This window comes from Chitinophaga sp. CF418 (assembly GCF_900142925.1).
Classification (GTDB): Bacteria; Bacteroidota; Bacteroidia; order Chitinophagales; family Chitinophagaceae; genus Chitinophaga.
The window spans coordinates 18,947-43,213 of the sequence record NZ_FRCN01000017.1; the positions used below are offsets into that span (position 1 = coordinate 18,947).

19 protein-coding genes are annotated in these 24,267 nt (G+C 47.0%); 8 read left to right on the plus strand and 11 right to left on the minus strand.

The features are described from left to right. Positions 1 to 3 precede the first annotated feature (3 nt). Both F3I09_RS29960 and F3I09_RS29965 read left to right on the plus strand, forming a co-directional pair. Positions 4 to 852: a putative zinc-binding metallopeptidase gene (locus F3I09_RS29960; RefSeq protein WP_149698739.1), complete on the plus strand. Its 849-nt coding sequence runs from the start codon at positions 4 to 6 to the stop codon at positions 850 to 852. Between the two features lie 10 nt (positions 853 to 862). Then, positions 863 to 2,179: a DUF4302 domain-containing protein gene (locus tag F3I09_RS29965; protein ID WP_188134011.1), complete on the plus strand. Its 1,317-nt coding sequence runs from the start codon at positions 863 to 865 to the stop codon at positions 2,177 to 2,179. 65 nt (positions 2,180 to 2,244) lie between these two features. On the opposite strand, the gene F3I09_RS29970 is transcribed toward F3I09_RS29965, so the two are convergent. The 5 genes from F3I09_RS29970 to F3I09_RS29990 form a co-directional block, all read right to left on the minus strand. Next, entirely contained in the window at positions 2,245 to 5,271 is a 3,027-nt protein-coding gene (locus F3I09_RS29970) for an ATP-binding protein (RefSeq protein WP_149698741.1), read from the minus strand. A 17-nt stretch (positions 5,272 to 5,288) separates the two neighbouring features. Beyond that, the gene (locus F3I09_RS29975; protein WP_149698742.1) at positions 5,289 to 5,681 is read right to left on the minus strand and encodes a response regulator; all 393 of its coding nucleotides are present in this window, start codon (positions 5,679 to 5,681) and stop codon (positions 5,289 to 5,291) included. A gap of 130 nt (positions 5,682 to 5,811) precedes the next feature. Further along, the gene (infC, locus tag F3I09_RS29980; RefSeq protein WP_149698743.1) at positions 5,812 to 6,495 is read right to left on the minus strand and encodes a translation initiation factor IF-3; all 684 of its coding nucleotides are present in this window, start codon (positions 6,493 to 6,495) and stop codon (positions 5,812 to 5,814) included. A gap of 207 nt (positions 6,496 to 6,702) precedes the next feature. Beyond that, positions 6,703 to 8,643 (minus strand): threonine--tRNA ligase, encoded by a 1,941-nt coding sequence (gene thrS, locus F3I09_RS29985; protein WP_149698744.1) that lies wholly within the window; start codon positions 8,641 to 8,643, stop codon positions 6,703 to 6,705. Positions 8,644 to 8,798: 155 nt separating this feature from the next. Then, positions 8,799 to 9,362: a DUF3347 domain-containing protein gene (locus F3I09_RS29990; RefSeq protein ID WP_149698745.1), complete on the minus strand. Its 564-nt coding sequence runs from the start codon at positions 9,360 to 9,362 to the stop codon at positions 8,799 to 8,801. 113 nt (positions 9,363 to 9,475) lie between these two features. Between F3I09_RS29990 and F3I09_RS29995 the strand changes: the two genes are divergently transcribed. The 4 genes from F3I09_RS29995 to F3I09_RS30010 all read left to right on the plus strand — a co-directional run bounded on the left by F3I09_RS29995 (position 9,476) and on the right by F3I09_RS30010 (position 14,876). Then, positions 9,476 to 11,509, plus strand: a complete 2,034-nt coding sequence (locus F3I09_RS29995; protein ID WP_149698746.1) for an ABC-F family ATP-binding cassette domain-containing protein — start codon at positions 9,476 to 9,478, stop codon at positions 11,507 to 11,509. Positions 11,510 to 12,026: 517 nt separating this feature from the next. Continuing rightward, on the plus strand, positions 12,027 to 12,713 hold the full coding sequence (locus F3I09_RS30000; protein WP_089836354.1) for a response regulator transcription factor: 687 nt from the start codon (positions 12,027 to 12,029) through the stop codon (positions 12,711 to 12,713). Next, a complete protein-coding gene (locus tag F3I09_RS30005; RefSeq protein ID WP_149698747.1) occupies positions 12,710 to 14,113 on the plus strand; it encodes a cell wall metabolism sensor histidine kinase WalK in 1,404 nt (467 codons plus the stop codon). The genes F3I09_RS30000 and F3I09_RS30005 overlap by 4 nt, the downstream gene beginning before the upstream one ends. Positions 14,114 to 14,210: 97 nt before the next feature. Further along, positions 14,211 to 14,876 carry an efflux RND transporter periplasmic adaptor subunit gene (locus tag F3I09_RS30010; protein WP_149698748.1) on the plus strand — a complete coding sequence of 222 codons (666 nt, stop codon included), beginning with the start codon at positions 14,211 to 14,213 and terminating at the stop codon, positions 14,874 to 14,876. Positions 14,877 to 15,077: 201 nt separating this feature from the next. Here the strand turns inward: F3I09_RS30010 and F3I09_RS30015 are convergent, their stop codons facing one another. From F3I09_RS30015 to F3I09_RS30040, 6 genes are all read right to left on the minus strand, one after another. Next, positions 15,078 to 16,112 carry a rhodanese-related sulfurtransferase gene (locus F3I09_RS30015; protein ID WP_149698749.1) on the minus strand — a complete coding sequence of 345 codons (1,035 nt, stop codon included), beginning with the start codon at positions 16,110 to 16,112 and terminating at the stop codon, positions 15,078 to 15,080. 156 nt (positions 16,113 to 16,268) lie between these two features. Further along, a complete protein-coding gene (locus tag F3I09_RS30020; RefSeq protein WP_149698750.1) occupies positions 16,269 to 16,481 on the minus strand; it encodes a hypothetical protein in 213 nt (70 codons plus the stop codon). A 403-nt stretch (positions 16,482 to 16,884) separates the two neighbouring features. Further along, the gene (locus F3I09_RS30025) at positions 16,885 to 19,434 is read right to left on the minus strand and encodes a DUF5686 and carboxypeptidase regulatory-like domain-containing protein (protein ID WP_149698751.1); all 2,550 of its coding nucleotides are present in this window, start codon (positions 19,432 to 19,434) and stop codon (positions 16,885 to 16,887) included. Between the two features lie 144 nt (positions 19,435 to 19,578). Next, positions 19,579 to 19,935: a hypothetical protein gene (locus tag F3I09_RS30030; RefSeq protein WP_149698752.1), complete on the minus strand. Its 357-nt coding sequence runs from the start codon at positions 19,933 to 19,935 to the stop codon at positions 19,579 to 19,581. Between the two features lie 257 nt (positions 19,936 to 20,192). After that, positions 20,193 to 21,374: a PLP-dependent aspartate aminotransferase family protein gene (locus tag F3I09_RS30035; protein WP_149698753.1), complete on the minus strand. Its 1,182-nt coding sequence runs from the start codon at positions 21,372 to 21,374 to the stop codon at positions 20,193 to 20,195. An 87-nt stretch (positions 21,375 to 21,461) separates the two neighbouring features. Continuing rightward, positions 21,462 to 21,881: an OsmC family protein gene (locus tag F3I09_RS30040; RefSeq protein ID WP_149698754.1), complete on the minus strand. Its 420-nt coding sequence runs from the start codon at positions 21,879 to 21,881 to the stop codon at positions 21,462 to 21,464. Positions 21,882 to 22,004: 123 nt separating this feature from the next. Here F3I09_RS30040 and metX point away from each other — a divergent pair, with 123 nt between their 5' ends. Both metX and F3I09_RS30050 read left to right on the plus strand, forming a co-directional pair. Further along, positions 22,005 to 23,021: a homoserine O-acetyltransferase gene (gene metX, locus F3I09_RS30045; RefSeq protein ID WP_149698755.1), complete on the plus strand. Its 1,017-nt coding sequence runs from the start codon at positions 22,005 to 22,007 to the stop codon at positions 23,019 to 23,021. Between the two features lie 832 nt (positions 23,022 to 23,853). Next, entirely contained in the window at positions 23,854 to 24,222 is a 369-nt protein-coding gene (locus F3I09_RS30050; protein WP_149698756.1) for a hypothetical protein, read from the plus strand. The last annotated feature ends 45 nt before the right edge of the window (positions 24,223 to 24,267 follow it).

Sequence of the window (24,267 nt, forward strand, 5' to 3'; positions counted from 1 at the left end):
ACTATGAAACAAATGCATATAAAATTCTTAATGGCCTTTATCCTCCTCGGGAGCCTTATGGCCTGCTCCAAGGATGATAAAATAGACAGTGTGAACATACCTGGGTTGGGTGGTGAGACCTGGGAGAAAGGCCCGCTCGATTTCTGGCTGGATTCGGTCTTTACCCGGCCGTATAACATAGAAGTGAAATACCGTTTCGAACGGTATGAACTGACACTGGACAAAACACTGGTACCTGTTAAGGAAGAAAAAGTAGAACCGGTCATGTCCTCCATCCTGAAAACCTGGGCAGCACCTTACATTGCCGAAGCAGGAGAAACCTTCTTCAAAACCTACTGCCAGAAACAGTTTGTGCTGGTGGGTAGTCCGCAGTTCAACTCCAACAATACCATCACCCTTGGTACAGCTGAAGGCGGCCGTAAGATCGTGTTGTTCTGGCTTAATGATTTCAACATCACCGACAAACCATTTGTGCGGCAAATGCTTCACACGATCCATCACGAGTTTGCACACATCCTGCATCAGACCATTATGTATCCCGTGGAGTACAAACGCATTTCCACCGGTTATACCGCCAGCTGGAATGACTATACGCTGGATGAAGCCCTGGAAAAAGGGTTTATCACTCAATATGCCCGCAGCGCGCCGGATGAAGACTTTGTAGAAATGGTATCTACCATGCTGGTAGAAGGCAAAGATGGATACGACGCCATTGTTGCTTCGGCCCCGGCTGATGCACAGACTAAATTCCGGCAGAAAGAGGAAATCATTGTCCGTTACTTCAAAGAGAGCTGGAACATTGATTTCCGTAATCTCCAGACCCGGGTACAGGATGCAATTGATCATTTGTAAAACAGGAAACATGCTTTATAACAGACTATATATCATCCTGCTGGCTATCCTTTTTGCAGGGTGTACAAAAGATAAAACCACCTCGCTTTTTGGAGAGAAACCGGAAGAGCGTATGGAGAAAGCCCTGGCAGCGTACAAAGCCACGCTTACCGGTAGTACCTATGGATGGAAAACTGTGGTTTATCCTTCCGCAGGCGGAGGCTACAGCTTCTTTTTCAGGTTTGGCACCAACGACCGCGTGACTATGTATAGTGATGTTACACTGGAAGCTGCCGGTACCGGGAAAGAAAGCACCTATCGCCTGAAAGCTGTACAAAGGCCGTCCCTGTTATTCGACACTTATTCCTACCTCCACCTCCTGTCAGACCCGGATCCAAATGTTTATGGCGGAGAAACCGGATCCGGTTATTCTATTGATTTTGAATATGCTATAGACAGTGTTTCTGCTGATACTATCAAGCTGACAGGCATCTCTTTCAATACAAAGATGATCCTTGTAAAAGCCACACAGGCAGAAGCGGAAGCATATGCGGCCGGTAGTTATGCGAATATAATCGGCAGTATGGAAGATTACATGCTGCAGAACCCCTGGCTGTACCTGCAGTTTAGTGACGGGAAGAAGCTACAGGTGAGTGTTAACACCTTCACCAAAACCTTTACCCTGATCTATATCGACGATGCCAACCAGGTACAGTTATTGTCCAGTCCCTACTACTACACGCTGAATGGCATCTACCTGAAAACGCCAATCACCTATGGAGGCAATACCTTCCATGAAGTACTGTGGGACAGCGTGCGGGAGGTCTTTTATGTTACTATTGATGGTCAACGGATAGAAGTAAAAGTCGCTCCCACATCGGTAGTGCCTATGCACAGGCTGTTGGGAGTGGACTTTTCTTCTCTGATCGTTCCTCCACAGCAGCTGCCGGGATGGTCTGCCAGTTTCACCACCATCTATGCAGGTATCGCTAGTTCATTGGTGAATGGTCCTTACGGTTTAACCCTGTATTATACCGAGTTTGCGTTCGATGTTAGTCAGCAGACTATGAATGTGGATGTATATATCATCCAGAATAATTCACTTTACCTGGCCCGGTATCCATTCACTTACACCAAGACCACTGATGGGGTATTTAACTTTACGGGGCAGACATTCGGGGGCAATGCCACCCTTATTGCCACTGATATGCAACCACTGCTGGATTATATCCGCAATGACCGTTTCACGATGGATTTCATTGTAGATACGCAGGGAGGAAACGGAAGGCTGGGTCAACTGAAAAGTGTGGAACACCCGGATTTCTTCTTTACAGGATTCCCCCAATAAAATGAATCAGATATAAAAAATGCCGCGATGATCGTCGCGGCTTTTTTTATTGTTATACGATACCTTTACTGGTCTGCCCGCAATATGACCGTGAATGTTGCACCCTCGTTTAACCGACCTTCCGCTTTGATCACGCCATGGTGATTTTCCACGATCTTCTTGCAAAGGGCCAGCCCAATACCTGTACCGGTATATAATCTTCCGTCATTCAGGCGCTGGAAGATGGTAAAGATCTTTTCTGCGAATTCCTGTTCGAAGCCTATACCCTTATCGGTGAATTCCAGCTTGACATAGGCCATATTGTCCTCCAATCCTGGATAACGAGACCGTTCAGCTGCAGGCAATGCAGCCGCTGTAATTGTGATAAGGGGCTGTTTTTCAGAGAACTTCAGCGAGTTGCCTATCAGGTTGGTAAACAGTTGCAATAATTGTAAGGGAATGCCTTTTACTGTCGGGAGCCTGTTGCTTTCGATGCGGGCTTGCTTCTGTTCAATGAGCAGATCAAAATCCACTTTTACCTGCTGAAGGACGGCATTAAGATCTGTGGAGACGAACTGTACATCCCTATTGGACAAACGGGAGTAATCCAGCACGTCATTGATCAGTTGCGTCATACGTTTTGCGGAAGACTGTATCTTTTCAAAATAATTGTCTACAGGTGTTCCTTTCTGCAGGCCTTTCTGTAACAGTTCAGAGAATGTCCTGATCTTACGCAACGGTTCCTGCAGATCGTGGCTGGCAATGTAGGCAAACTGCTCCAGCTCTGAATTCTTACGAAGCAATTCAGCGGTGCGCTCTTCCACTTTCTTTTCCAGCTCGTCTGCACTATGCTGCAGGATATCTTTAGCTTGCTGATGTAAACGGGAAATCCTGATCTGCGCACGCACCCTTGCCAACAGCTCTTTTGCAGAAAACGGTTTGGTCAGATAGTCGTCCGCACCAATATCATACCCTTCTATTTTGGCCTCCTCACCTGCCCTTGCAGATACCAATATGACTGGTAATGAAGTGGTTGCCGGGTCATATTTTATATGATGTAAGAGCTGGATACCATCCATTTCCGGCATCATAATATCGCTGATCACAAGCTCCGGCAGAAAAGCTGTGATCTTCTCCAATGCCTCTCTGCCATTAGCTGCTGTATCAACCGAATAATATTTTTCGAGCAGGCGTTGCAGATAATCCCGCATATCAGCATTATCGTCGACAACGAGAATACGGGCTTTTTCTTCCCCATCAGGTGTGTTACTATTAACACCGGTTTCATTCTCACGCCCCAGGTGAAATGCTTCATTGACATATACCTCACTCAGGTCCGAGATATACGCTTCGTAATCATTTTCCATTATCCGGTCTTCGGGCAGATGGGCATTGCCCAGCGGAATGCTGACTGTAAAGGTGGTGCCGGAACCGTCTTCGCTTGCTACGTGGATATCGCCGCCATGCAGCAGTACCAGTTCTTTTACCAGCGAGAGACCAATGCCTGTTCCTTCGTACGTACGTCCTTTGGTATATCTAACACGATGAAAGCGTTCAAACATATGGGGAATTTCTTCTGCCGGAATACCAACACCTGTATCCTGGACACGCAGTACCGCATCATCGCCTACCTGATCCAGGGAAACAGTAATGCTGCCCCCCAGTGTATATTTAAATGCATTGGACAAGAGGTTGAGAATGATCTTCTCCCACATGTCCCTATCTACGTAAGCACCTGTTGTCAGGGTCTTGCAGATCACATCAAATTGTAGTCCTGCCTGCTCTATTGCCGCTCTGAAAGTGCTTGCTATATCTTCTGTGAGTATTGAGAGGTTGACCGGAAAATAGCGTGCCTGTACCCTGTCTGCTTCTATACGACTGAAGTCGAGCAATGTATTCACGAGGCGTAAAAGACGTAAAGCATTACGGTGTGTGGCCGTAACATTTGCTTCCTGCGCCAGGGTAAGGGTGCCTTCCCGCTGAACCATTAATTCTTCCAGTGGGCCCAGCATAAGCGTGAGCGGTGTTCTGAATTCATGGCTGATATTACTGAAAAAGGCAGTTTTAGCCCGGTCTATTTCCATGAGTGCTTCCGCCTTTTTACGGGCTTCTTCAACGGTATGTACGTTTACAATACCGCCTGCTACCTGGTCGGCCACCAGCTGGAAGAAACTACGGTACTTTTCATCCAATTGGCGGTAAGGACTTAATCCTACGATCAACAGCGCAAAAGGACACACCTGCCCGCTTTGTACAATAGGTATCACCAATGCCTGATCCGGACTAATTGTCCAGTTACCTGAAGGCAATTGGCCATATCTATCCTTCAATCCGGTGACAATCACAGATTTATTACTATAAATAGCCTGTTTGAATTGCCAGTCGGCAGCCAGGGAAGATTCAATCTCCAGGGAGGCCGGCAGGATGCTATTGGCAATGGAAGTATCTGTTTTTCCTGCTATTTCAAGGGTACCGTGCTTCAGGTCCGCCTGGTAAATGCAGGCAAACGGGAAGTCGGCCGGATTTTCTTTCAGGATCGTAATAGTCCTGTTGTATACATCTTCATCGCTGATACTGTCCGGAAGATATTTACCCAGGTCTTTCAGGGTCATTAGTTGTCTCTCACCGACAATGCGCTGGGTGTCGTCTGTATTGGCGCAAATGATGCCGCCGGTGCCTCCCGCATCACCTGGTACGGGACTATAGGAAAAGGTATAATAGGTTTCCTCAGGGTATCCATTACGCTCCATGATCAGTTGCAGGGACTCGTCGTAAGTGCCTTCGTTTTCCTGCATAGCGGTTGCCGCGCGGGGTCCAGCCTGGTCCCATATTTCTTTCCATACTTCGCTGGCCCGCATACCCAGCACTTCGGGGTGTTTTCCTCCCAGAATACTTCTGTAAGCGTCGTTGTAAAGATTGATCAGATCAGGTCCCCACCAGACAAACATGGGTTGCCGGGAAGTCAGAATAATGCGCATACAAGTTTTCAGACTTTGAGGCCAGGCTTCTGCGGGGCCTAACGGCGTATCAGACCAGTCCCTGGAGCGTATCAATTCCCCCATTTCACCACCGCCGGTGAGGAATTCAGGGCTTGCCGTCTTCGTTAGTTCCATAATATAGCTGAATCACACTATTCTTTTCTCAAAACTTGCTCCAATCTTTCTGTGAGTATAGATATGCTGGGCGGCTTCACGATATAATCTGCTGCCCCCAGGAGCATCGTTTCAGTAATGTCTTTCTGCTCTGAGGAAGTGGAGTATATAATAACAGGGATATTATTCAGATGTGGAATTTTTTTTATCTCTTTAAGGCATTCCCTGCCATTCATGCGTACCATATTGAGATCGAGGAAAATAAAATGGGGAGTAAATCCGCGATCCTTACGCAGTTTATTAAGGGCATCTACACCATCATTGGCGGTAATACAGTCTATATCTTCATCTATTGCATTCAACGCCAGAGAAAAAATTTCCTGGTCGTCATGATCATCATCAATCAGAAAGCAAATAATCTTCTCCTGCATATTGTGTCAAAACTTACCCAATATACACATTATCGGCCACCGATTTGTTTATAGATCAATAAAAAAACCCGGAACGCAAGGCTCCGGGTTCATTTGATATAATTGCACCAAGTAAATAAAGTGTATCGGACTATGCCTCCTGATCAGGCTTAGCTTCGGAAGACGCCGCCGCAGGACGAGGTTCCCTCGGCTGCTGTATGCGCTCTTCTCTGGCTTCTTTGGTTTCCATTTTCTTTTTCGCACTCTTTGGAGCGAAAATGGCGATCATACGTTTACCTTCCATGGTTGGCATTCCTTCCAGGGCGCCTACCTCTGCCAGTCTTTCAGCAAACTTCAGCAGGATCAGCTCACCACGCTCTTTAAACATGATAGCACGGCCCTTGAACTGTACATATGTTTTTACTTTATTACCGTCTTTGAGGAATTTCTCGGCGTGTTTCGCCTTGAAGTCAAAGTCGTGATCGTCTGTATTTGGCGTAAACCGAATTTCCTTTACCTCGCTCTTATGAGCTTTGGCCTTCATCTCCTTTTCCTTCTTCTTCTTTTCGTAAAGGAATTTATTATAATCGATGATTCGGCATACCGGTGGTACAGCATTTGGGGAAATCTCCACGAGATCCAGTCCCTGTTCTTCTGCCATACGCAGGGCCTCCTCCGTTCGGTATACCCCGACTTCTATATTTTCACCTACCAATCGTACTTCAGGTACACGTATCATTCTGTTCGTGCGGTGTTCCTGTTGTTGTTCTCTTCTAAAATTTGGGTTTCTACCCCTGTTGTTGTTGTTAAAACTTGGTCTGGGTCCTTGTGGCATTAAAAAAAATAAAGTTACAAATTAATAATTGTCAGTAGTCGTCCATAGTCCATGAACAAAGTCTTAATGATTTATCTTCCGTCGGGAGGATTGCATCTGCAGACGTGCATCTGTCGTCTATGGACTATAAAAGCAATTAACGTACCCGAAAATACAAAAGTTCAATTAGTTAAAAATATATTTTATGATCTTTTGTAGAGAAATGACTTATTCGAATGGCCTCCTGCTGACTACTTCTTCTTTTACCAGCGCCATGAACTGTTCCAGGTCCATTGCACCGAGGTCGCCTTTAGCTTGTCTGCGTACCGCAACTTTGCCTTCAGCAGTCTCCTTCTCACCTAATACGAGCATATAAGGAATTTTTGCAAGTTCAGTTTCCCTGATCTTTTTCCCTATCTTCTCGTTGCGGTCATCTATTTCTGCGCGAATTTCCGCATTTTTTAGCAATTCTGCTACTTTTTCTGCATAAGCCTGATTCTTGTCACTGATAGGCAGGATCTTCACCTGGGTAGGTGTGAGCCACAGCGGGAATTTACCGGCGCAATGTTCTATCAGTACCGCTATGAAACGCTCCAGCGAGCCGAATGGCGCACGGTGGATCATTACCGGGCGGTGCTTCTGATTATCTGCACCTACATACTCCAGCTCAAAACGTTCAGGCAGATTGTAATCTACCTGGATGGTACCCAATTGCCATTTACGGCCCAGGGCGTCTTTTACCATGAAGTCCAGTTTCGGGCCATAGAACGCGGCTTCACCGTATTCTACTACCGTATTCAGGCCTTTTTCAGCAGCTGACTCGATAATAGCCTGTTCCGCCAGGTTCCAGTTTTCCTCTGATCCGATATATTTTGACCTGTCTTCCTGGTCGCGCAGGGAGATCTGGGCGGTATAATCAGTAAAATTCAGGCTGGCGAATACGTACAGTACCAGGTCGATCACCTTGATGAATTCTGCCTTCACCTGGTCGGGACGGCAGAAAAGGTGCGCGTCATCCTGCGTAAAGCCACGTACACGGGTCAGACCATGCAGTTCACCATGCTGTTCGTAACGGTATACAGTACCGAACTCCGCAAAGCGTACCGGCAGGTCTTTATAGCTCTTCGGGCTGGCTTTATAGATCTCACAGTGGTGAGGGCAGTTCATAGGTTTCAGCATGAACTCCTCGCCTTCTTCCGGCGTATGGATAGCCTGGAAGCTGTCTTTACCATATTTCTCGTAGTGACCGGAAGTAACATACAGTTGCTTGTTACCGATATGCGGTGTTACTACCGGCATATAACCGGCTTCGATCTGTGCTTTCTGCAGGAAACTCTGCAGGCGTTCACGCAGCATGGCGCCTTTTGGCAGCCACAGAGGCAGTCCCAGGCCCACCTTTTCTGAGAAGGTGAACAGCTCCAGCTCTTTACCCAGCTTACGGTGGTCACGTTTTTTTGCCTCCTCTATCAGGTGCAGGTAATCGTCCAGCTCTTTCTGCGTAGGGAAAGTGATACCGTAAATGCGGGTCAGCATCTTGTTCTTCTCATTACCACGCCAGTAGGCGCCGGCAATGTTGGTCAGCTTGATAGCCTTGATAAACCCTGTGCTTGGGATGTGAGGCCCACGGCAAAGGTCTGTAAAATTACCCTGTGTATAGAAAGAGATGGTACCGTCCTGCAGGTCTCTGATCAGTTCCAGCTTGTACTCATCGTTCTTTTCGGTGAAATATTTCTCGGCATCTGCTTTGCTTACTTCACGGCGTTCGTAAGTGCTGTTCTTTTTAGCCAGTTCAGCCATCTTATCGCCGATCTTCTGCAGATCCTCATCGGAAATGCTGCGGCCTCCCAGGTCAATATCGTAGTAGAACCCGTTCTCGATAGCGGGCCCGATACCAAATTTCACCCCGGGATACAGTGCTTCCAGCGCTTCTGCCATGAGGTGGGCAGAAGAGTGCCACATGGTAGCCTTACCATCCGTATCTGTCCATGTCAGTAACTGCAGCGTGCCATCCGTTGTAATTGGCCGGGACGCATCCGTCACCTGACCATTAAATTTTGCGGCCAAAACTTTACGTGCCAATCCCTCGCTGATGGATTTGGCAACATCCATTGCAGTTACTCCTGCTTCATACTGACGAACTGCGCCATCCGGTAATGTAATGTTGATCATACGATTTGAGCTGTTAACCTACAGCTATTGCTGTGTTGCTTTTATATTGATTTTAAATAGCCGATAAAATTGGCTTGCGAAGTTAAGAAAAATGACGGCATTTTTGTATATCAAATGTAATGGCCCTCACTGCATTCTTACCTCAGGTGGCATTCTTAATAGCGTAAACTGTCTGTAACCTCCACACAGCCCAGCATTCCGTTGCCAAAGTAGGGATTCTGGCGCTTGCTGCTCCTGCTCAGCCAGTACGCTCCCCGGTCATTGAATGCCATAGGGCAGTATTGCCGGTAGATGGTCTTTCCCTTTAGTCCTGTGGTCTGGACGATATCATACAACATATCGGACACCGCCTCAAAACCAGCTCTTTTTGCTTCCAGGTCCTTTTCTCCCAGCAATCCAGCCAGTTCCGCACTGATACTCCCGGTAGCCGTGCGGATAGCCCCCAGTTTTGCAGAATCCATCTGGAGCATGCCCAGTGGAAGACTGTCTATATGCTGCTTCAGGATAGTGGCCCATTTGTCAGTATAGGTAGTATTCTCCTGCGACAGCCCATCGGTGAGGTCATAATAGGCATCCATGGTTATTTGCAGGGAATCATAGAATTCGGTGGCATAGGGTGCTTTCAGCGGACCACTGTCCGCCTGGGTGGCCGCGGGTTGTTTGGCGGCTTCATTACAGGCAAAGAATGCGGTGATAACCAGAATTATAGCTGACCTCATGTTTTATTTTGCTTTTGCGTCCAAAGATAATCGAAACAGTCGATAGAACTGCTCACCGGGCTATGGACTCTCCCCGAAAAGCACTACCTTTGCACCTTCAATTTTATTTAGCAATGCTAATCGCACTACAGGATATAACTTTTGAGTTTGGCGCAAGGGCCATCGTTGAAAACGCTTCATGGCATATTGTACCGGGCGACCGTGTGGGTCTGATCGGATTGAATGGTACTGGTAAATCTACCATTTTACGCGTGATCAATGGTGAATACACCGTTTCGAAAGGAAGTGTAAACAAGATCAAAAACCTCTCTCTCGGGTTCTTCAACCAGGACCTGCTCAGCTTCGAATCTGATGAATCTATCCTGAACGTGGGTATGACCGCCTTTGAGCAAGCCCTGCGACTGGAAAAAGAGTTGGAACGCATCACTAAAGAACTGGAAACCAACGAGGCAGAAGCATTACTGATGGAATATGCAGACAAACTGCATGAATTTGAAGTCCTTGACGGTTACAATATGCGGCATAAGACCGCCCAGGTACTGGAAGGCCTCGGCTTCTCCACAGCCGACCTGGAACGTCCCTACAGCCAGTTCTCCGGAGGCTGGCGCATGCGCGTGCTGCTGGCTAAACTGATCCTGCAGCAGCCGGATGTGCTGATGCTCGATGAACCGACGAACCACCTTGACCTCCCTTCCATCGAATGGCTGGAGAAATACCTTCAGAGCTACAGCGGCGCCGTGATCATTGTATCGCACGACCGTTATTTCCTGGACAGGATGGTCAATAAAATAGTAGAACTGTATCAGCAGCAGTTACACCACTACGCGGGTAACTACGAAGACTATGAGCAGGAAAAGGAACTGCGCCGTGAAATGCAGCAGAGTGCTTACGAGAACCAGCAGGATTACATCCGCCAACAGGAACGCTTCATTGAGCGCTTTAAAGCAAAAGCCTCTAAAGCTGCCCAGGCACAAAGTATTGCCAAACGCCTCGACAAACTGGAAAGAGTAGAACAGGTAGATAATGGACCTTCCAAGATCCGTATCAACTTTACCCCTGACAGAATACCCGGTAAGATCATTACTACGCTGAACAATGTGACCAAACGTTTCGGTAAACTCACCATCCTCGAGGGCGCCAGCGCTGAAATCAACCGTGGCGACAAGATAGCCCTGATCGGTGCGAACGGTAAGGGTAAATCCACCCTGCTCCGTGTGATAGCAGGTGCAGAACCAATGGAAGGTGAACGCATCGGCGGCCATAACGTAGTGCCCAGCTTCTATGCCCAGCACCAGCTGGAAAGTCTGGACCTGAGCAGTGAGATCCTGGATGAACTCAAAAACTTCGGCAGCGGCCGTTCAGAAGTGGAACTCCGCGCCCTCCTCGGTTGTTTCCTCTTTACCGGCGATGATGTTTACAAGAAGATCAAGATCCTGTCCGGAGGTGAAAAAGCACGTGTTGCACTGGCCAAAACCATCATCAGCCAGGCCAACTTCCTGCTGCTGGATGAGCCGACGAACCACCTGGATATGAACTCTGTGCAGATGCTGATTGACGCCCTGGCACAATATGACGGCACCTATGTACTGGTGTCCCACGACCGTTACTTCGTCAGCCAGACGGCCAACAAGATCTGGGAGATCGTAGACGGCGAGATCAAGGAATTCAAGGGTACCTATGCAGAATGGGAAGAGTACAAAAAGCGTCAGGCAGAAAACGCCAAACTCCTGGCTACTTCCGACAAGAACGCCAACGACTCAAAAAAAAAAGACTTAAAGACCGAGCGGCCAGCGAATAACAATAACGCCAACAACAACAGCGGCAACAATAACAATAAGAACACCGGTAATAATAATAGTAGCAATAACAGCAGCAACAGCCAACAGAAGAACACTCCTATAGACAAGGACAAACAGAAGGAGTTACAAAAGCATAAACGTCAGTTCCAGCAACTGGAGGAACAACTGGCCCGTCTTAATGAAAAGAAGACTGCCCTGGAAACTTCCATGAACGACCCTCAGACCTATTCAGACAAAAAGCGCTTCCAGCAGCTGGAATCTGAATACGCTCAACTGGGTAAGGAATTGAAACAGGTGAACGAGGACTATGAGAAGGCTTTCGAGAAACTGATGGAGCTGGAAGGCTGATGCAGGATGCAAGGAGTTACGCGGTTAGATGGGCTGCTATTTATTGGAATGCAACATTTGAGAAAGCGTTTGATAAGCTACCGGAACTAAGTCTGATGTGAAAGCTACGCAGTCAGACGGCCAACTATCAGGTAAAATGAAGCACTGAGACAGCGTTTGATAAGCTACTGGGAAATGAGTCCGATGTGAAAGCTGTACAGTCAGATGGTCAACTATCAATTGGAGGGCTCTTAACGAGGAGGTTTCAGGTGGAGACCCAAGGGCCTTATCCCTTTGAGAGTGCTGATACGCTTGACGGGAGTTATATAGATATTCAAAAGCCAATACGCTTGCTAAAGCTGCATAGCAAGGACCTCGAAAAGGGATACAGCCCGGGGTCCCACCTGAAACCGCAGCAAGCGCCCAAGCAGCAAGCAGCAAGCGCCAGGCAAACCGCAACAACTGCCCGAAATAGAACAACTTAATATATCAGCAGAACTCGTATCTTCAACACAGCGAACTAACTGGAATATAACATATGCAACGCATACTCGTAGTAGAAGACGAAATCAAAGTGGCTAATACCGTGAAAAAGGGTTTAGAAGAGAACGGCTTTGAAGTCGATGTTGCCTATGACGGCAGAATGGGCAAAAGCCTGGGCGCCAGCAATAACTACGACCTGGTGATCCTGGACCTGAACCTGCCCCATGCCAACGGTTACGAAGTATGTGAGGTGATCCGCCGGAAGAATAACGCCATACCGATCATCATGCTCACTGCCCTTGGCGGCATGGACGATAAAATGCAGGCCTTTGAGCTGGGAGCAGACGATTACCTTGTGAAACCCTTCGACTTCCGGGAACTGATGGCCCGCATCAGGGTATTCCTGAAACGTGCGGGTTCCGAAGTACAGGAAAATACGCAATATAAGATCGTGATCGGCGACCTGGAAATAGACCGGGAGAAAAAGGAAGTAACCAGGGCCGGTAAAAAGATCGCCCTGACCGCCAAAGAATACCAGCTCCTGGAATTCCTCGCCCTGCACAAAGGAAAAGTAATTTCCAAACTGGTGATCGCCGAAAAGGTCTGGGATATCGACTTTGATACCGGTACCAACGTAATAGAAGTATATATGAACTTCCTGCGGAAGAAGATCGACAAAGACTTTGATAATAAGCTGCTCCATACAAAAACAGGAATGGGATATTACCTTGCCGAAGAGTGAAGATCAAATATAAAATAGCGCTCTCCTATTCTATTTCAGCATTTGTACTGCTGAATACTTTCGCCATCCTGGCTTACTATTTCTCTGCACAGTCCCGTAAAGCGGAATACCTGGAACGCCTGGAATACCGTGCCCGCTCTATTGCCAATGTGATCATTGAAGATGACCGCGTAAAAGTGGACCTGCTGCGTAAACTGGACAAAACCACCTTCCAGGACCTATATAAAGAAACCATCCTCGTATACGATCCTGCTTACGACCTGCTTTATTCCAATGTAAAAGATACCGCCATCCGTACCTCCCGCCACCTGCTGGACTATATCAGAAAGAACGGTGAGTATAGTCATGAGCGTGATAATGGTGAGCTGGTAGGCGTATATTATACAGAAGGCAAAGTCTCGGTGATCGTACTGGTCACTTCCTTTGACAAATACGGCTTTCAGAACCTGCAGAACCTGCGGCAGATCCTCATTATAGAGATCATTGTGGCAGTTATACTACTGGTGGTAGTCGGCTATTTCTTTGCAAGAGGAATGGTGCGCCCCATTGACAACCTGGTAACACAGGTGCAGACTATCAATGCCAACAACCTCCAGGGTATAACAGTAGATGCTAAAGGTAGGGATGAAATCGCCCAGCTGGGCGCCAATTTCAATACCATGCTGAAGCGCCTGAGCAATGCCTTTGACCTGCAGAAGAGTTTTGTAAGCAATGCCTCGCACGAGCTGAGAACTCCGCTGGCGTCCATCATCAGCCAGCTACAGGTGGCATTGTCCAAAGAAAGAAGCAAGGAGGTATACCAGGATACCCTGACATCGGTACTTGAAGATGCACAGCACCTGTCAGACCTGAGCAACGGACTATTACAGCTGGCGCAATCAGGGCTGGATGAACAGCAATTTGTCTTTATGGAAGTCAGGATAGACGAACTGCTGCTGGAAATGGGCAACCTGATCAAACTAAAGCGCGCCCCGGCTACCCCTGGTGCAGAGCCTCATAAATCTCCCCGGGTTGACATCCGTTTCCTGAAAGAGCCGGAGCTGGATACAGAACTGATCTGCGAGGGTAATGAAAGCCTGCTCAAGGTGCTCTTCCTGAACCTGCTGGACAATGCATTGAAGTTCTCCTCAGACAATACCACCTACGTCACCATCGACTTTAGCCCCACCGATATTCAGGTGCAGGTAAAAGACACTGGCATGGGTATAGCCCCGGAAGATCTGGAGAAGATCTTCGAACCCTTCTACAGGGGCTCCAATTCACACCAGGTACGTGGTCATGGCCTGGGACTTTCCATCTGCAAAAGGATCGTCCTGCTGCATAAGGGCCAGATTTCTGTAGCGTCTGTACCGGGACAAGGCACTACTTTTACTGTCGTTTTACCTCACAGGCATCAATAAGATGTCCATTCCCACCACATTTTAATGACTTTTTAATTGTGTTTAAAGCCCACTTTAAGTAGGATTGCGGAGCTTTGCCTTAATTCTGAAATACGTCATGAAATGCATCTCCTTCATCCTCGTCTTATTTGTTGCCAGCCTTTGCCTGACAGCATGTAAGCATCCCGAGATTGATGGAGGAGCCCAAAAAAAGACCTTTGTGCTGAGTGATACAATGCTGAAGACGATCAGAATAGACACCGCCAGTCTGAAACCCGTACAAAAGGAGTTACAGCTGCCGGGAAAAATAATCCGGAACAACCGGAATGCCCGCCAGACGGATGTACTGATAGATGTAGCAAAGGCTGATCTGAAGAATGTGAAAGAGGGATATGAAGCCGAAATTCTTACAGAAAGCCTTCCCGAAAAAGTGTTTTATGGAAAAGTGGAGACGGTCTATCCGGCAAAGGATTCATCAGCTGGACGTTTGGATATACTACTGGCTATTCCGGAAGCATTACTCAAACCTGAGATGAAAGCGGCTGTAATCGTTCATTGCAATCAGGGCGATGACATGATAGCCATTCCGGAGGCGGCGGTAATAGCAGACCACAGTAAGAATTTCGTGCTGGTGTTCAAAGATAAATACAATATCCAGGTAAGGGAAGTACAAACGTATACGACTACCGGTGATATTATCTATATCCTCAGAGGATTGAATGCGGGTGAAAATGTTATATCTGCACATCAGCAACAGATATACGAAGCACTGAGTGATAATTAACGCTGATCAATAGGGTTTTAGTTCGCATATAGGTTGATAGAATGGACATGCTAATGCAGCTCTTACAGGTGTTTACATTTGTTTGAACTGTTCTACATGCTCAATTACTCCGCCCCGCCGCAGAAGAAACAACGCGGGGCGGTTTTTTTTGTCCCCGGGGTTTCACCCCGGGCTACAAACACACAGCTCCTGACGAGGATCTTATTTTTCTCCCAACCTGGGCCTTAATCTTTGCCTGGATTTATTGAAGAACATTGTTCCCTTATCTACTCCTTTCCGCAGCTCTTCCTGTTGTTCAGGAGACATCTGTAGCACCGTATGGCACTCATCACTGCAGGTGCCTTCATATTTAGCAGCACATTCATCGCACTGGATGAACAACAGGTGACAACCATCGTTCTTACAGTTGGTATGGGTATCGCAGGGTTTACCACACTGATGGCATTGAGCAATCACTTCTTCTGTGATGCGTTCTCCCAGCCTATCGTCAAATACAAAGTTCTTGCCTTTGAACTTCAGAGGAAGTCCCTGGGCCTTTGCCTTATTAGTGTATTCAATAATACCGCCTTCCAGGTGGAATACATTTTTGAAACCGTTGTGCAGCATATATGCGGATGCTTTTTCACAGCGGATACCACCCGTGCAGTACATCACAATATTCTTATCTTTCTGGTCTTTCAGCATGTCAACCGCCATAGGCAGCTGTTCGCGGAAAGTATCAGAAGGCACTTCTATAGCGTTCTCGAAATGCCCTACTTCATATTCATAGTGATTACGCATGTCCACCACTATTGTATCAGGATCATTAGTCAGCTCGTTGAAGCTCTTCGCATCCAGGTACTTACCTTTTGTAAACATGTCGAAAGTAGGATCTTCTATGCCGTCTGCAACAATCTTGTCGCGGACCTTGATCTTCAGTACCCAGAAAGATTTACCATCATCGTCGACTGCAATGTTCAGACGAATGCCGTTGAGGAAAGAATAAGAATAAAGGGTGTCCCGGAAAGCCTCAAAATTGTGTTCGGGAATGCTGATCTGTGCGTTGATGCCTTCGTGCGCCACGTAGATGCGGCCAAAGACGCCCAGGACAAAGAGCCGCTGGTATAGTTCGTCACGGAAAGCGTTGGGATCTTCGATCTTTGCGTACTGGTAGAATGATGTAGTGACGCGCCGGAATGTCTCGGCAGCCAGCCGTACCTTCAGTTCGGCGGCGGATACTCTGTTGTGTAATGCCATTTTGCGTAAAGAAATTTTAAGAACACTTGCCTTGTGAGCAAAATTTCAGTTATCGCCTTACCAGCATTGAGTTTTAACAGACAGACCTGAAAAGTATGCCTAAAAGTCTGTCTCAACTTCTAAAACTGGCTCGGCGCCGCAAAGGTAATAAAATTCTCAGAGTTCTCCCTGCCAGGTCTCTGTTTCCCTGGACCACTCGTACAGGATACTTGTCAGATAATAGGCTGTAGCACTGATAATCAATACATACCCGGCAAACCCTACGGTGAGGTATTCAGGCAGGCCATTCCAGTCATTCACTTCTGCTACATAGGCCAGGGTTGCCATTAAAATACCAAGAACAAAGGCGATTATTGCAATTCTTTTCATGGGGGATAGTTAAGTTAGAAATTCACATGAAAATGTTATACGATACACAGGTAAACTGGCTCAAAATATGTTTTACATTTACTACAACGTGTAAACGAGGGAAATTGTTCAGGGAACTATGAACATATCCCATCCTTTATAACTATTTGATTATTATCGTATATAAAATAATGATAAGACTTGGCATCCTTTTTGAAATTAAGGTATCGGACAAGCAAATCAGATTAACCCAAAAATGTGAATTATGAGTACAGTTCTTCTCTACATCCTTTATTTTATAGTAGGTTTATGGATTTACCGTTTACTAGCTTACTTCTATGACCGTGATCCCAAAGAAAGCTATAAAGCAAGAAAGGAAAGATTTTAGGCAAGCAGGGGAAAGTCAAAACGGCTTTCCCTTTTTTTATTGCACCGTTTCATCCTGTTGTGGTTTTACCAGGCCGCCGAACAATCCCCCGAAACCAACCCTCACCCCGATCCGGGTATCGTCTTTACTCTGATATCCTGCAATTACATCAACGCGGATCACTTTCAGAATATTTTCCAGGCCCGCAAAAACTTCTACATAATTGTTATCACGATTAATATAAAAAGCATTTGACCCTGCCACAAGGTTCCATTTCAAACGATTGAATAAAGGTATCTTATTGGTCAGCAATCCGTTAAAGTGATGCTCTACATTCGCCGTTCCGTAAAGGGAGGCCGTATTGCTATACCGGTAGTATGGCGCCAGCTGAAAGCTATTCAGGTATTTGATGTTATAAAAAGTCTGGTTACCGTTGAAATGCTGGAAATCGGGTATGTCCACATGTTGACTATTGAGGAATCCACCCGCCCCAAAACGGTACTGAAATTCCCCGAAAAGTTTCAGGTTGATGTTGTCCCGTACTTCAAAGTTCCATTTGTCGAAATTAGCGTCGCTGCCGGCTATGTCAGGAATACCCTTGCTGTACCCTATGCGGAATACCGGGTATTTTGAACCAATAGCCACCTTCCGGTCCGGCAGTTCAATAAACCGTTGTCCGGGTTGGAAGGAAAACGCCAGGTTCAGTACCAGCGCCTGATTCCGGTTAAAAGGAATGGCGGCCAGTTCATAGGGATGATTGGGCAGGAAATGTTTGCTGCTATCTTTCCTGAAACTGTAATCCGTAGTGTTTTCCACCGGTATCCTGTCTTCATAAGAGATCCCCGCTGTAATAGTGGCACTGCTTTCAAACCTGCGTTTGAAACGCAGCTCTCCGAACCAGTTCTCATACAACTTCATGTAGTTGTCCTTGAACAACAAAGTATAAAAGATGTTCGCGATCGGAGCAATAGGATTATCGCGATTAAACTGGGAGATGCGTTTCCCTCCTCCTATCGTCCAGGTATTGTCTCCATAGCGTCCTGCCAATTTTGCTTCCTTGTTCCATGACAGGTACGTATATGCGTTCAGATGGGTATTACTGAAGCCATATCTTATGCGGGGAATGATCCTCAGTTCCTGCTTTTGAGGCAGGTCAAATGTCAGCCTGGGCTCCAGGTTAACAGATATCCCTTCTACGGTATTATATTCAACCTGGGTCAGTAATGACTTCATTTCCAGGAGGTGATAATAAATACCGGTATCCCGTTTAAAATAGTATTTATGTTCTATCCCTCCGGTGCTGTAAAGTAGTTTCAGGGGATTAATGGGTTTCTGCCTGCTGCGTAGTGTGTCCAGTCTCCAGGCAGATTGTGCACTGTCTTTCCGGTTGCGGGCGATACTGTCTTTTTTGTGGAAATCTGACACTTCTTCCGGTTCCAGCGGCACCGGGCGTACGCTATCCCAATAGGCCAGTTGTTTCCTGTCAAAAGCGGTATCATAGCGCATAATAGTCCGGTCGAAATATTTCTTCTGAAAATTGGGTGTCAGGTTATAATTGGAATATACATTTACAAAGCTGCCCACTACATTGAAGCCAAACTGTTTGATCGTTATGTTGATGACCTGATCTTTTGTACGCCATACGTCTGCATTCACAGGTACATGTATCTGGGTGATATGCAGGGTATCCATGATCTCCAGCTGGTATTCCTGTGTCACCATCATGTCGACACTGTGAATGCGCCAGTCATCATCCGTGATAAAAATATAACCAGAGAACAGCGGCTCATATTTACGGCGGGGAATCACTTTTATCTTATTCACTGTTTTACCGTCGTCCTGGAAGACGCCTTCCAGTCTATATTTATAGTAGAACAGCGCGTTTTCGGCAATGGGTGATATAAAGCCCCGCTTATTGAACTGGGAGACCATGGCGGTCACGTTATTCTCGTAGAAATCAATGAAGGCCGGAAAGCTAAACCCAAACCCTCCCCCGCTCTGGCGGGCCGACAACACTTCTACTTTCACATCATCCGGTCTTTTGACGGCTACTTTAGTGACAGATTCTGACAGAAATAATACGCCCCGCTTATTAGAATCGAGTCCCATATCGTCCAGGTCATCCTTGTCTATCTTCTGTCCCAGGAAACTATTGGGCATATCCCGCATCTTAAAAATGCCTTTGATATAGTCGTTACAGGTATACTCTTTTACCTGGTCCAGGTAGAAAGAGCGTTTTTTAATCGCCTGACGGATAATGGCATAGGCGGGGTCTTCTCCGCCTGATTTTACTACTACCTCTTTAATCTGAAGACTGAGCGGGGCAAGGATAAAATTGATCTCCTGGTCAGCGGCTGTAACCGTTACCTGCTTCTCTTCCTTTTTATATCCCATATACTGGCAGACCAATATGTAGGTCCCTGCCGGTACATCAAGATGGAACTGGCCTGCTGAATTGGTGGTGGTACCATTGGTTGTTCCCTTTATGAATACGGAGGCAAAAGGTAGCGATTCCTGCTTTTCATTGGTCACTTTGCCCCGTATGATACCTGCCTGGGTATGGTAAGAAATGAAAAGGAAAATAAAGGCTAGTAACGCTTTGGGCATATCGGATAATTATAGGTAATAAGTTCCCGCTCCTCCTGTGGACGATTCTACCAGATAAATATACTGTTTACGGGGAACACGCGGGTATGCGGCAGTGCTTTTATCTCAATTTTAACAGGTAAGTGGCAATAGAGACAGGCGATCTCAGGCAACTGCTTTTTTCTTATAGCGCAGATAACTGCCTGTCAGTCCTCCCAGACCAGCTACCAGGCCGCCAATGAATGCACTGACCAGGCCGATCAGGATCGGGTTCTTTACTTTGATGATCAGTTCACTCATTCTATTAGCCAGGATATGATCGTTCTGGATGTCTTTAAAGAATGCCAGCGCCAGCCATAACAGGAATACGGCAATAAAACCATTCAGGAAAGAGCGTAAGGGAGGCAATGGTATCAGCACGGCTACCAGGAATGCCGCTACGGCCACGGTCCACCATGAAAAGAAATAACCGCCCAGGAAGCTGAGCACAATAATGAGGATAAAACGAGGTACGGATTTCATATATGGGAAGATAAGAAAATATTAGCGGATCGTAATATTTCGGGGCTGATCTGCCCGGGCTACAAACACGCGGCCCGCCGCGGCGGATCGATATACGTTTTTCCGGGTTGTCACCCGGGGCTACAAACACAAAAACCCCTAAAGGGGCTATCACCACGAGTCTTCCCCTGAGTCAGCATACCGGGAAGTACCACCGGCACTTCTCCTGAGTTATAATACCGGGAAGCACCACTGGCACTTCCTGGTATTATATCAGATTATTTGCTTTGTTCCAGTGCCTGAAGGATGTCTTCCAGGATGTCCTGGATATTTTCCAATCCTACAGAGATGCGGATCATTCCGGGTGTGATACCAACTTTCCCACGTTCTTCGTCAGTCAGTTTAGCATGCGTAGTGCTGGCAGGATGGGAAGCGATACTTCTGCTGTCGCCCAGGTTAGCCGTGAGTGTCAGCATCTTCAGCGCATCCAGGAAGCGGGTACCGCTCTGCAGACCGCCTTTCAGTTCGAAGCAGACAATACCACCGCCGCCACTCATCTGTTTTTTGGCGATAGCATGTTGCGGGTGACTTTCCAGCATCGGGTATTTCACCCAGGTGATATGCGGATTGCCTTCCAGTGCCTTCGCCAGCGCCAATGCACTTTCTGAATGGCGGGCCATACGGATATGTAATGTTTCCAGGCTTTTGCTCAGCACCCAGGCATTGAACGGAGACATCGCCGGACCAGTGCTGCGGCAGAAGGAGTAGATCTCTTTGATCAGTTCCTTTTTGCCCACTACAACGCCGCCCAGTACACGTCCCTGTCCATCCATCCATTTGGTGGCAGAGTGGGTTACGATATGTGCACCATCAGCAATAGGACGCTGCAGTACCGGTGTGGCAAAGCAGTTGTCTACGTTGAGAATGATATTATGTTTGTTGGCGATCTGCGCCAGCAGGCTCAGATCTATTATTTCCAGCCCCGGGTTGGAAGGCGTTTCCACGAAGATCATCTTTGTATTAGGCTTGATCAGCGCTTCAACGGTTTCGGGTTTATTGATATCGAAATAACTGTATTCAATGCCCCATTTAGGGAGGAACTTAGTGATCACGGTATGGGTAGACCCAAAGATAGAACTGGCAGATACCAGGTGATCTCCGGCGTTCATCAGCGCCATAAAGCTGGCAAATACCGCACTCATACCAGAAGCAGTGGCATATCCGGCTTCAGCACCTTCCAGGGCACATACTTTATCTACAAATTCATCCACGTTCGGGTTGCTGAAACGGGTGTAGATATTATTATCCGTTTCATCCGCAAAGGTGGCGCGCATTTCTTCCGCATTGTCATACGTGAAGCTGGAAGTCAGAAAGAGCGGCGTAGAGTGTTCCATCTGCCAGGTCTTTTCTGTCTGTATCCTTACTGCATTGGTCTCCGGACGGTATTGGTTTTTCTCCATCTGCTTGCGTTGATATATTGATTGATAAGAATAATCAGCCATTCAGGTCATCATATACCTGTCCGGCCCTTTTTATCATTGTAGTGATTACCCGTTCACTCTTGTTTCCCAGGTGAGGTCTCCTCCTGCCCTGCGCAGGGTTTCCGCAACGGAACAATATTTAGTCATGGAGAGCTCCACAGCGCGGGCTGCCTTATCAGGATCGATGTCGCCACTGAGATGAAATATCACGTGTACCTTTTCCCAGATGGAAGGCTCCTTGCCTTTTTCTCTTTCCCCGTCTATCTCTATACGGAAATCGGTCACTTCCTGGCGTTGTTTCTTCAGGATCATGGCCACGTCAATGGCAGAACAACCACCCAGTCCCATCAGCAGCATCTGCATGGGTCTTACGCCATTGTTCTTTCCCCCGTTCTCTACGGAAGAATCCATTAAAACCTTGTGTCCATTCTGGTCAACTGCTTCCATGTTGAACGCATCATCTATTCTCTGTAGCGATATCTTCATTTGTAGCTAAATTATTTATCAAAGATACTTCTCCCGAAGGCAAATCCCAAATACCCCCTTATCTCAAGGTCATTATGCATTAAGCATTTTTTAACTTAGCTTTGCGCAAATTTTTCAGGGGCATTGACAGTACATAATTTCCATCATAAACAGCCATTTACCTTAGAATCCGGCGCCGTCCTGCCGGAATTGCACGTTGCATATCATACTTATGGTACGCTGAACAGCACAGGCAACAATGTGGTATGGATCTGTCATGCCCTGACGGCCAATTCAGACGTGATGGACTGGTGGAAGGGGCTGATTGGCCCTGGTCAGGCGATTGATCCTGAGAAAGACTTTATTGTCTGCGCCAATATCCTGGGGTCCTGTTATGGCACCTCTGGTCCGCTTTCCCCCAATCCCGCTACCGGCCAGCCATATTTCCATTCCTTCCCGAAGGTAACAATACGGGATATGGTGAGTGCCCACGTATTGCTGCGTCAACACCTGGGCATACAGCAGGTAAAACTGTTGCTGGGTGGTTCTATGGGCGGTTATCAGGCCCTGGAATGGGCTTTACTGGAACCGGCAGTTATCTCGCGTCTCGGCCTGCTTTGCACCGGCGCCTCAGAAAGCGCCTGGAGTATTGCCATCCATACGGCACAGCGCCTGGCTATCGAGGCCGACAACACCTGGCGGGAAGATAACTATGCCGCAGGCGCTAAAGGCTTAAAGGCGGCCCGCGCTATCGGTATGCTAACCTACCGCAACTACCAGACCTTCGTACGTACACAGTCAGACCCTGATAACGAAAAAACCGATCTTTTCAGGGCTTCTTCCTATATCGAATACCAGGGCGACAAACTGGTGAAACGCTTCAATGCCCAGTCCTACTGGCTACTTTCCAAGGCGATGGACAGCCACAATATATCCCGTGGTCGCAACACAGACCTGGCAGGAGCGCTTACCCTCATCTCCCAGCCCGCCCTGATCGTGGGTATCACAAGCGATATTCTTTGTCCGCCGGAAGAACAGCTGTTCCTCTCTCAGCATATCCCCCAGGCCACCTATCATGAGATAGATTCTACTTATGGCCACGATGGGTTCCTCATTGAATTTGAAAAGATCAACAGGATCTTAAAGGACTGGATGTGTTAGGTCGCCGGAATGCCGGGGTTATCATTACATTCCCGGGGTTGCACCCCGCGCTACAAACACTGCAGCTCCCAACGGAGCTGATCGTAGCGAATGATCTGGTTATATAGTCTCTTATTAAAATTTCTCCTGGTCATTTCACTTAGTAATACAGAAGCAGTCGGCGCCCGCCCCACTAAGGAAATGTATATTTATCTGGACGCGCTGATAACGCGGATTTTTCTAAAACGATGCGAAACTAATTCGGGAAGATTCGTAAGAACGATTACGATTACATCGCAAAGCTAAATAGAAAACTGAAGAAAAGATATGCGGTAAATACTGATTTTTACCGCGCCGAAACACACTATAACAAATAGATTTACAGCACATTAAGCACAACCATAACCCACGAACACCAGATATAGGCCAATCAGGTTTCTCTTTGGACAAAGCTTCGGTTATACTTCGCTTAGATAACGCTTAGATAACGCTAATCCTACGTTAATCTTACGTTCATGAACGTAGCATTAACGTAGGATTAGCGTTATCTAAGCGTTATCTAAGCGAGATAAAAGCGGTAAATGTCTTAATACAGAAAAACTTTACAGTTCTATTGTGGAGATTCAGGATTGACTTTACATATTAAGCACCGAAACAGGGCATTGATATCTCAAACCGATAAGAACAGGCATTTAACATCCTGCAACCTGCGTATAATTACACCTCCCTAAAGCTCCTGTTTCACCCTGCAACATCTCTGCTCTACAGTTAAAATCCGATTAAAATGGCCTTAAACTTCCTTAAGGCAGGGCATTATCTACATACTCAAATATATATTTGTATCAGAAATACTATGATCAGGCTTTTTGCATACATATTACTCTTTATTCACATCAACACGACGATGTTCATTCCGGTAACGGATGAGAAAGACGTATATGACGCCTGTGGACGCCAGATCAACGACATCAATACTTTTTTCGAATTGATTAACGATGTAATGCTGGACAACACGGATGTTTCCGGACAGGATGAGGACGATGACCTTGCACATTACTTTACGGGTGACGGTATTACCAGTTATCTTCCTAATGCGCAGCAGATCATCCTCACCAGGGAAGACCCCTCCACCACTGATCTGGCAATTGCTTATCCCCGGGCGCTGGTACAGAAGATCAACAATATAGCCTACGATATCCTCACGCCCCCTCCCAAGGCTTAATACCCACATATTACTTTAAAAGATCTCTGCATGCGAGTACCTATG

Excerpts from the sequence above, each read along its gene's own strand:
- F3I09_RS29960 (WP_149698739.1), top strand. The coding sequence starts at position 4 with ATGAAACAAATGCATATAAAATTCTTAATGGCCTTTATCCTCCTCGGG.
- F3I09_RS30040 (WP_149698754.1), bottom strand. The coding sequence starts at position 21,881 with ATGAAGATATCGCTACAGAGAATAGATGATGCGTTCAACATGGAAGCA.
- F3I09_RS30025 (WP_149698751.1), bottom strand. The coding sequence starts at position 19,434 with ATGCCCAAAGCGTTACTAGCCTTTATTTTCCTTTTCATTTCTTACCAT.
- F3I09_RS29990 (WP_149698745.1), bottom strand. The coding sequence starts at position 9,362 with ATGAGGTCAGCTATAATTCTGGTTATCACCGCATTCTTTGCCTGTAAT.
- F3I09_RS30010 (WP_149698748.1), top strand. The coding sequence starts at position 14,211 with ATGAAATGCATCTCCTTCATCCTCGTCTTATTTGTTGCCAGCCTTTGC.
- F3I09_RS29965 (WP_188134011.1), top strand. The coding sequence starts at position 863 with ATGCTTTATAACAGACTATATATCATCCTGCTGGCTATCCTTTTTGCA.
- F3I09_RS30020 (WP_149698750.1), bottom strand. The coding sequence starts at position 16,481 with ATGAAAAGAATTGCAATAATCGCCTTTGTTCTTGGTATTTTAATGGCA.
- F3I09_RS29970 (WP_149698741.1), bottom strand. The coding sequence starts at position 5,271 with ATGGAACTAACGAAGACGGCAAGCCCTGAATTCCTCACCGGCGGTGGT.
- F3I09_RS29995 (WP_149698746.1), top strand. The coding sequence starts at position 9,476 with ATGCTAATCGCACTACAGGATATAACTTTTGAGTTTGGCGCAAGGGCC.
- F3I09_RS30050 (WP_149698756.1), top strand. The coding sequence starts at position 23,854 with ATGATCAGGCTTTTTGCATACATATTACTCTTTATTCACATCAACACG.
- F3I09_RS29975 (WP_149698742.1), bottom strand. The coding sequence starts at position 5,681 with ATGCAGGAGAAGATTATTTGCTTTCTGATTGATGATGATCATGACGAC.
- F3I09_RS30000 (WP_089836354.1), top strand. The coding sequence starts at position 12,027 with ATGCAACGCATACTCGTAGTAGAAGACGAAATCAAAGTGGCTAATACC.
- F3I09_RS30030 (WP_149698752.1), bottom strand. The coding sequence starts at position 19,935 with ATGAAATCCGTACCTCGTTTTATCCTCATTATTGTGCTCAGCTTCCTG.
- F3I09_RS30035 (WP_149698753.1), bottom strand. The coding sequence starts at position 21,374 with ATGGAGAAAAACCAATACCGTCCGGAGACCAATGCAGTAAGGATACAG.
- infC (WP_149698743.1), bottom strand. The coding sequence starts at position 6,495 with ATGCCACAAGGACCCAGACCAAGTTTTAACAACAACAACAGGGGTAGA.
- thrS (WP_149698744.1), bottom strand. The coding sequence starts at position 8,643 with ATGATCAACATTACATTACCGGATGGCGCAGTTCGTCAGTATGAAGCA.
- F3I09_RS30015 (WP_149698749.1), bottom strand. The coding sequence starts at position 16,112 with ATGGCATTACACAACAGAGTATCCGCCGCCGAACTGAAGGTACGGCTG.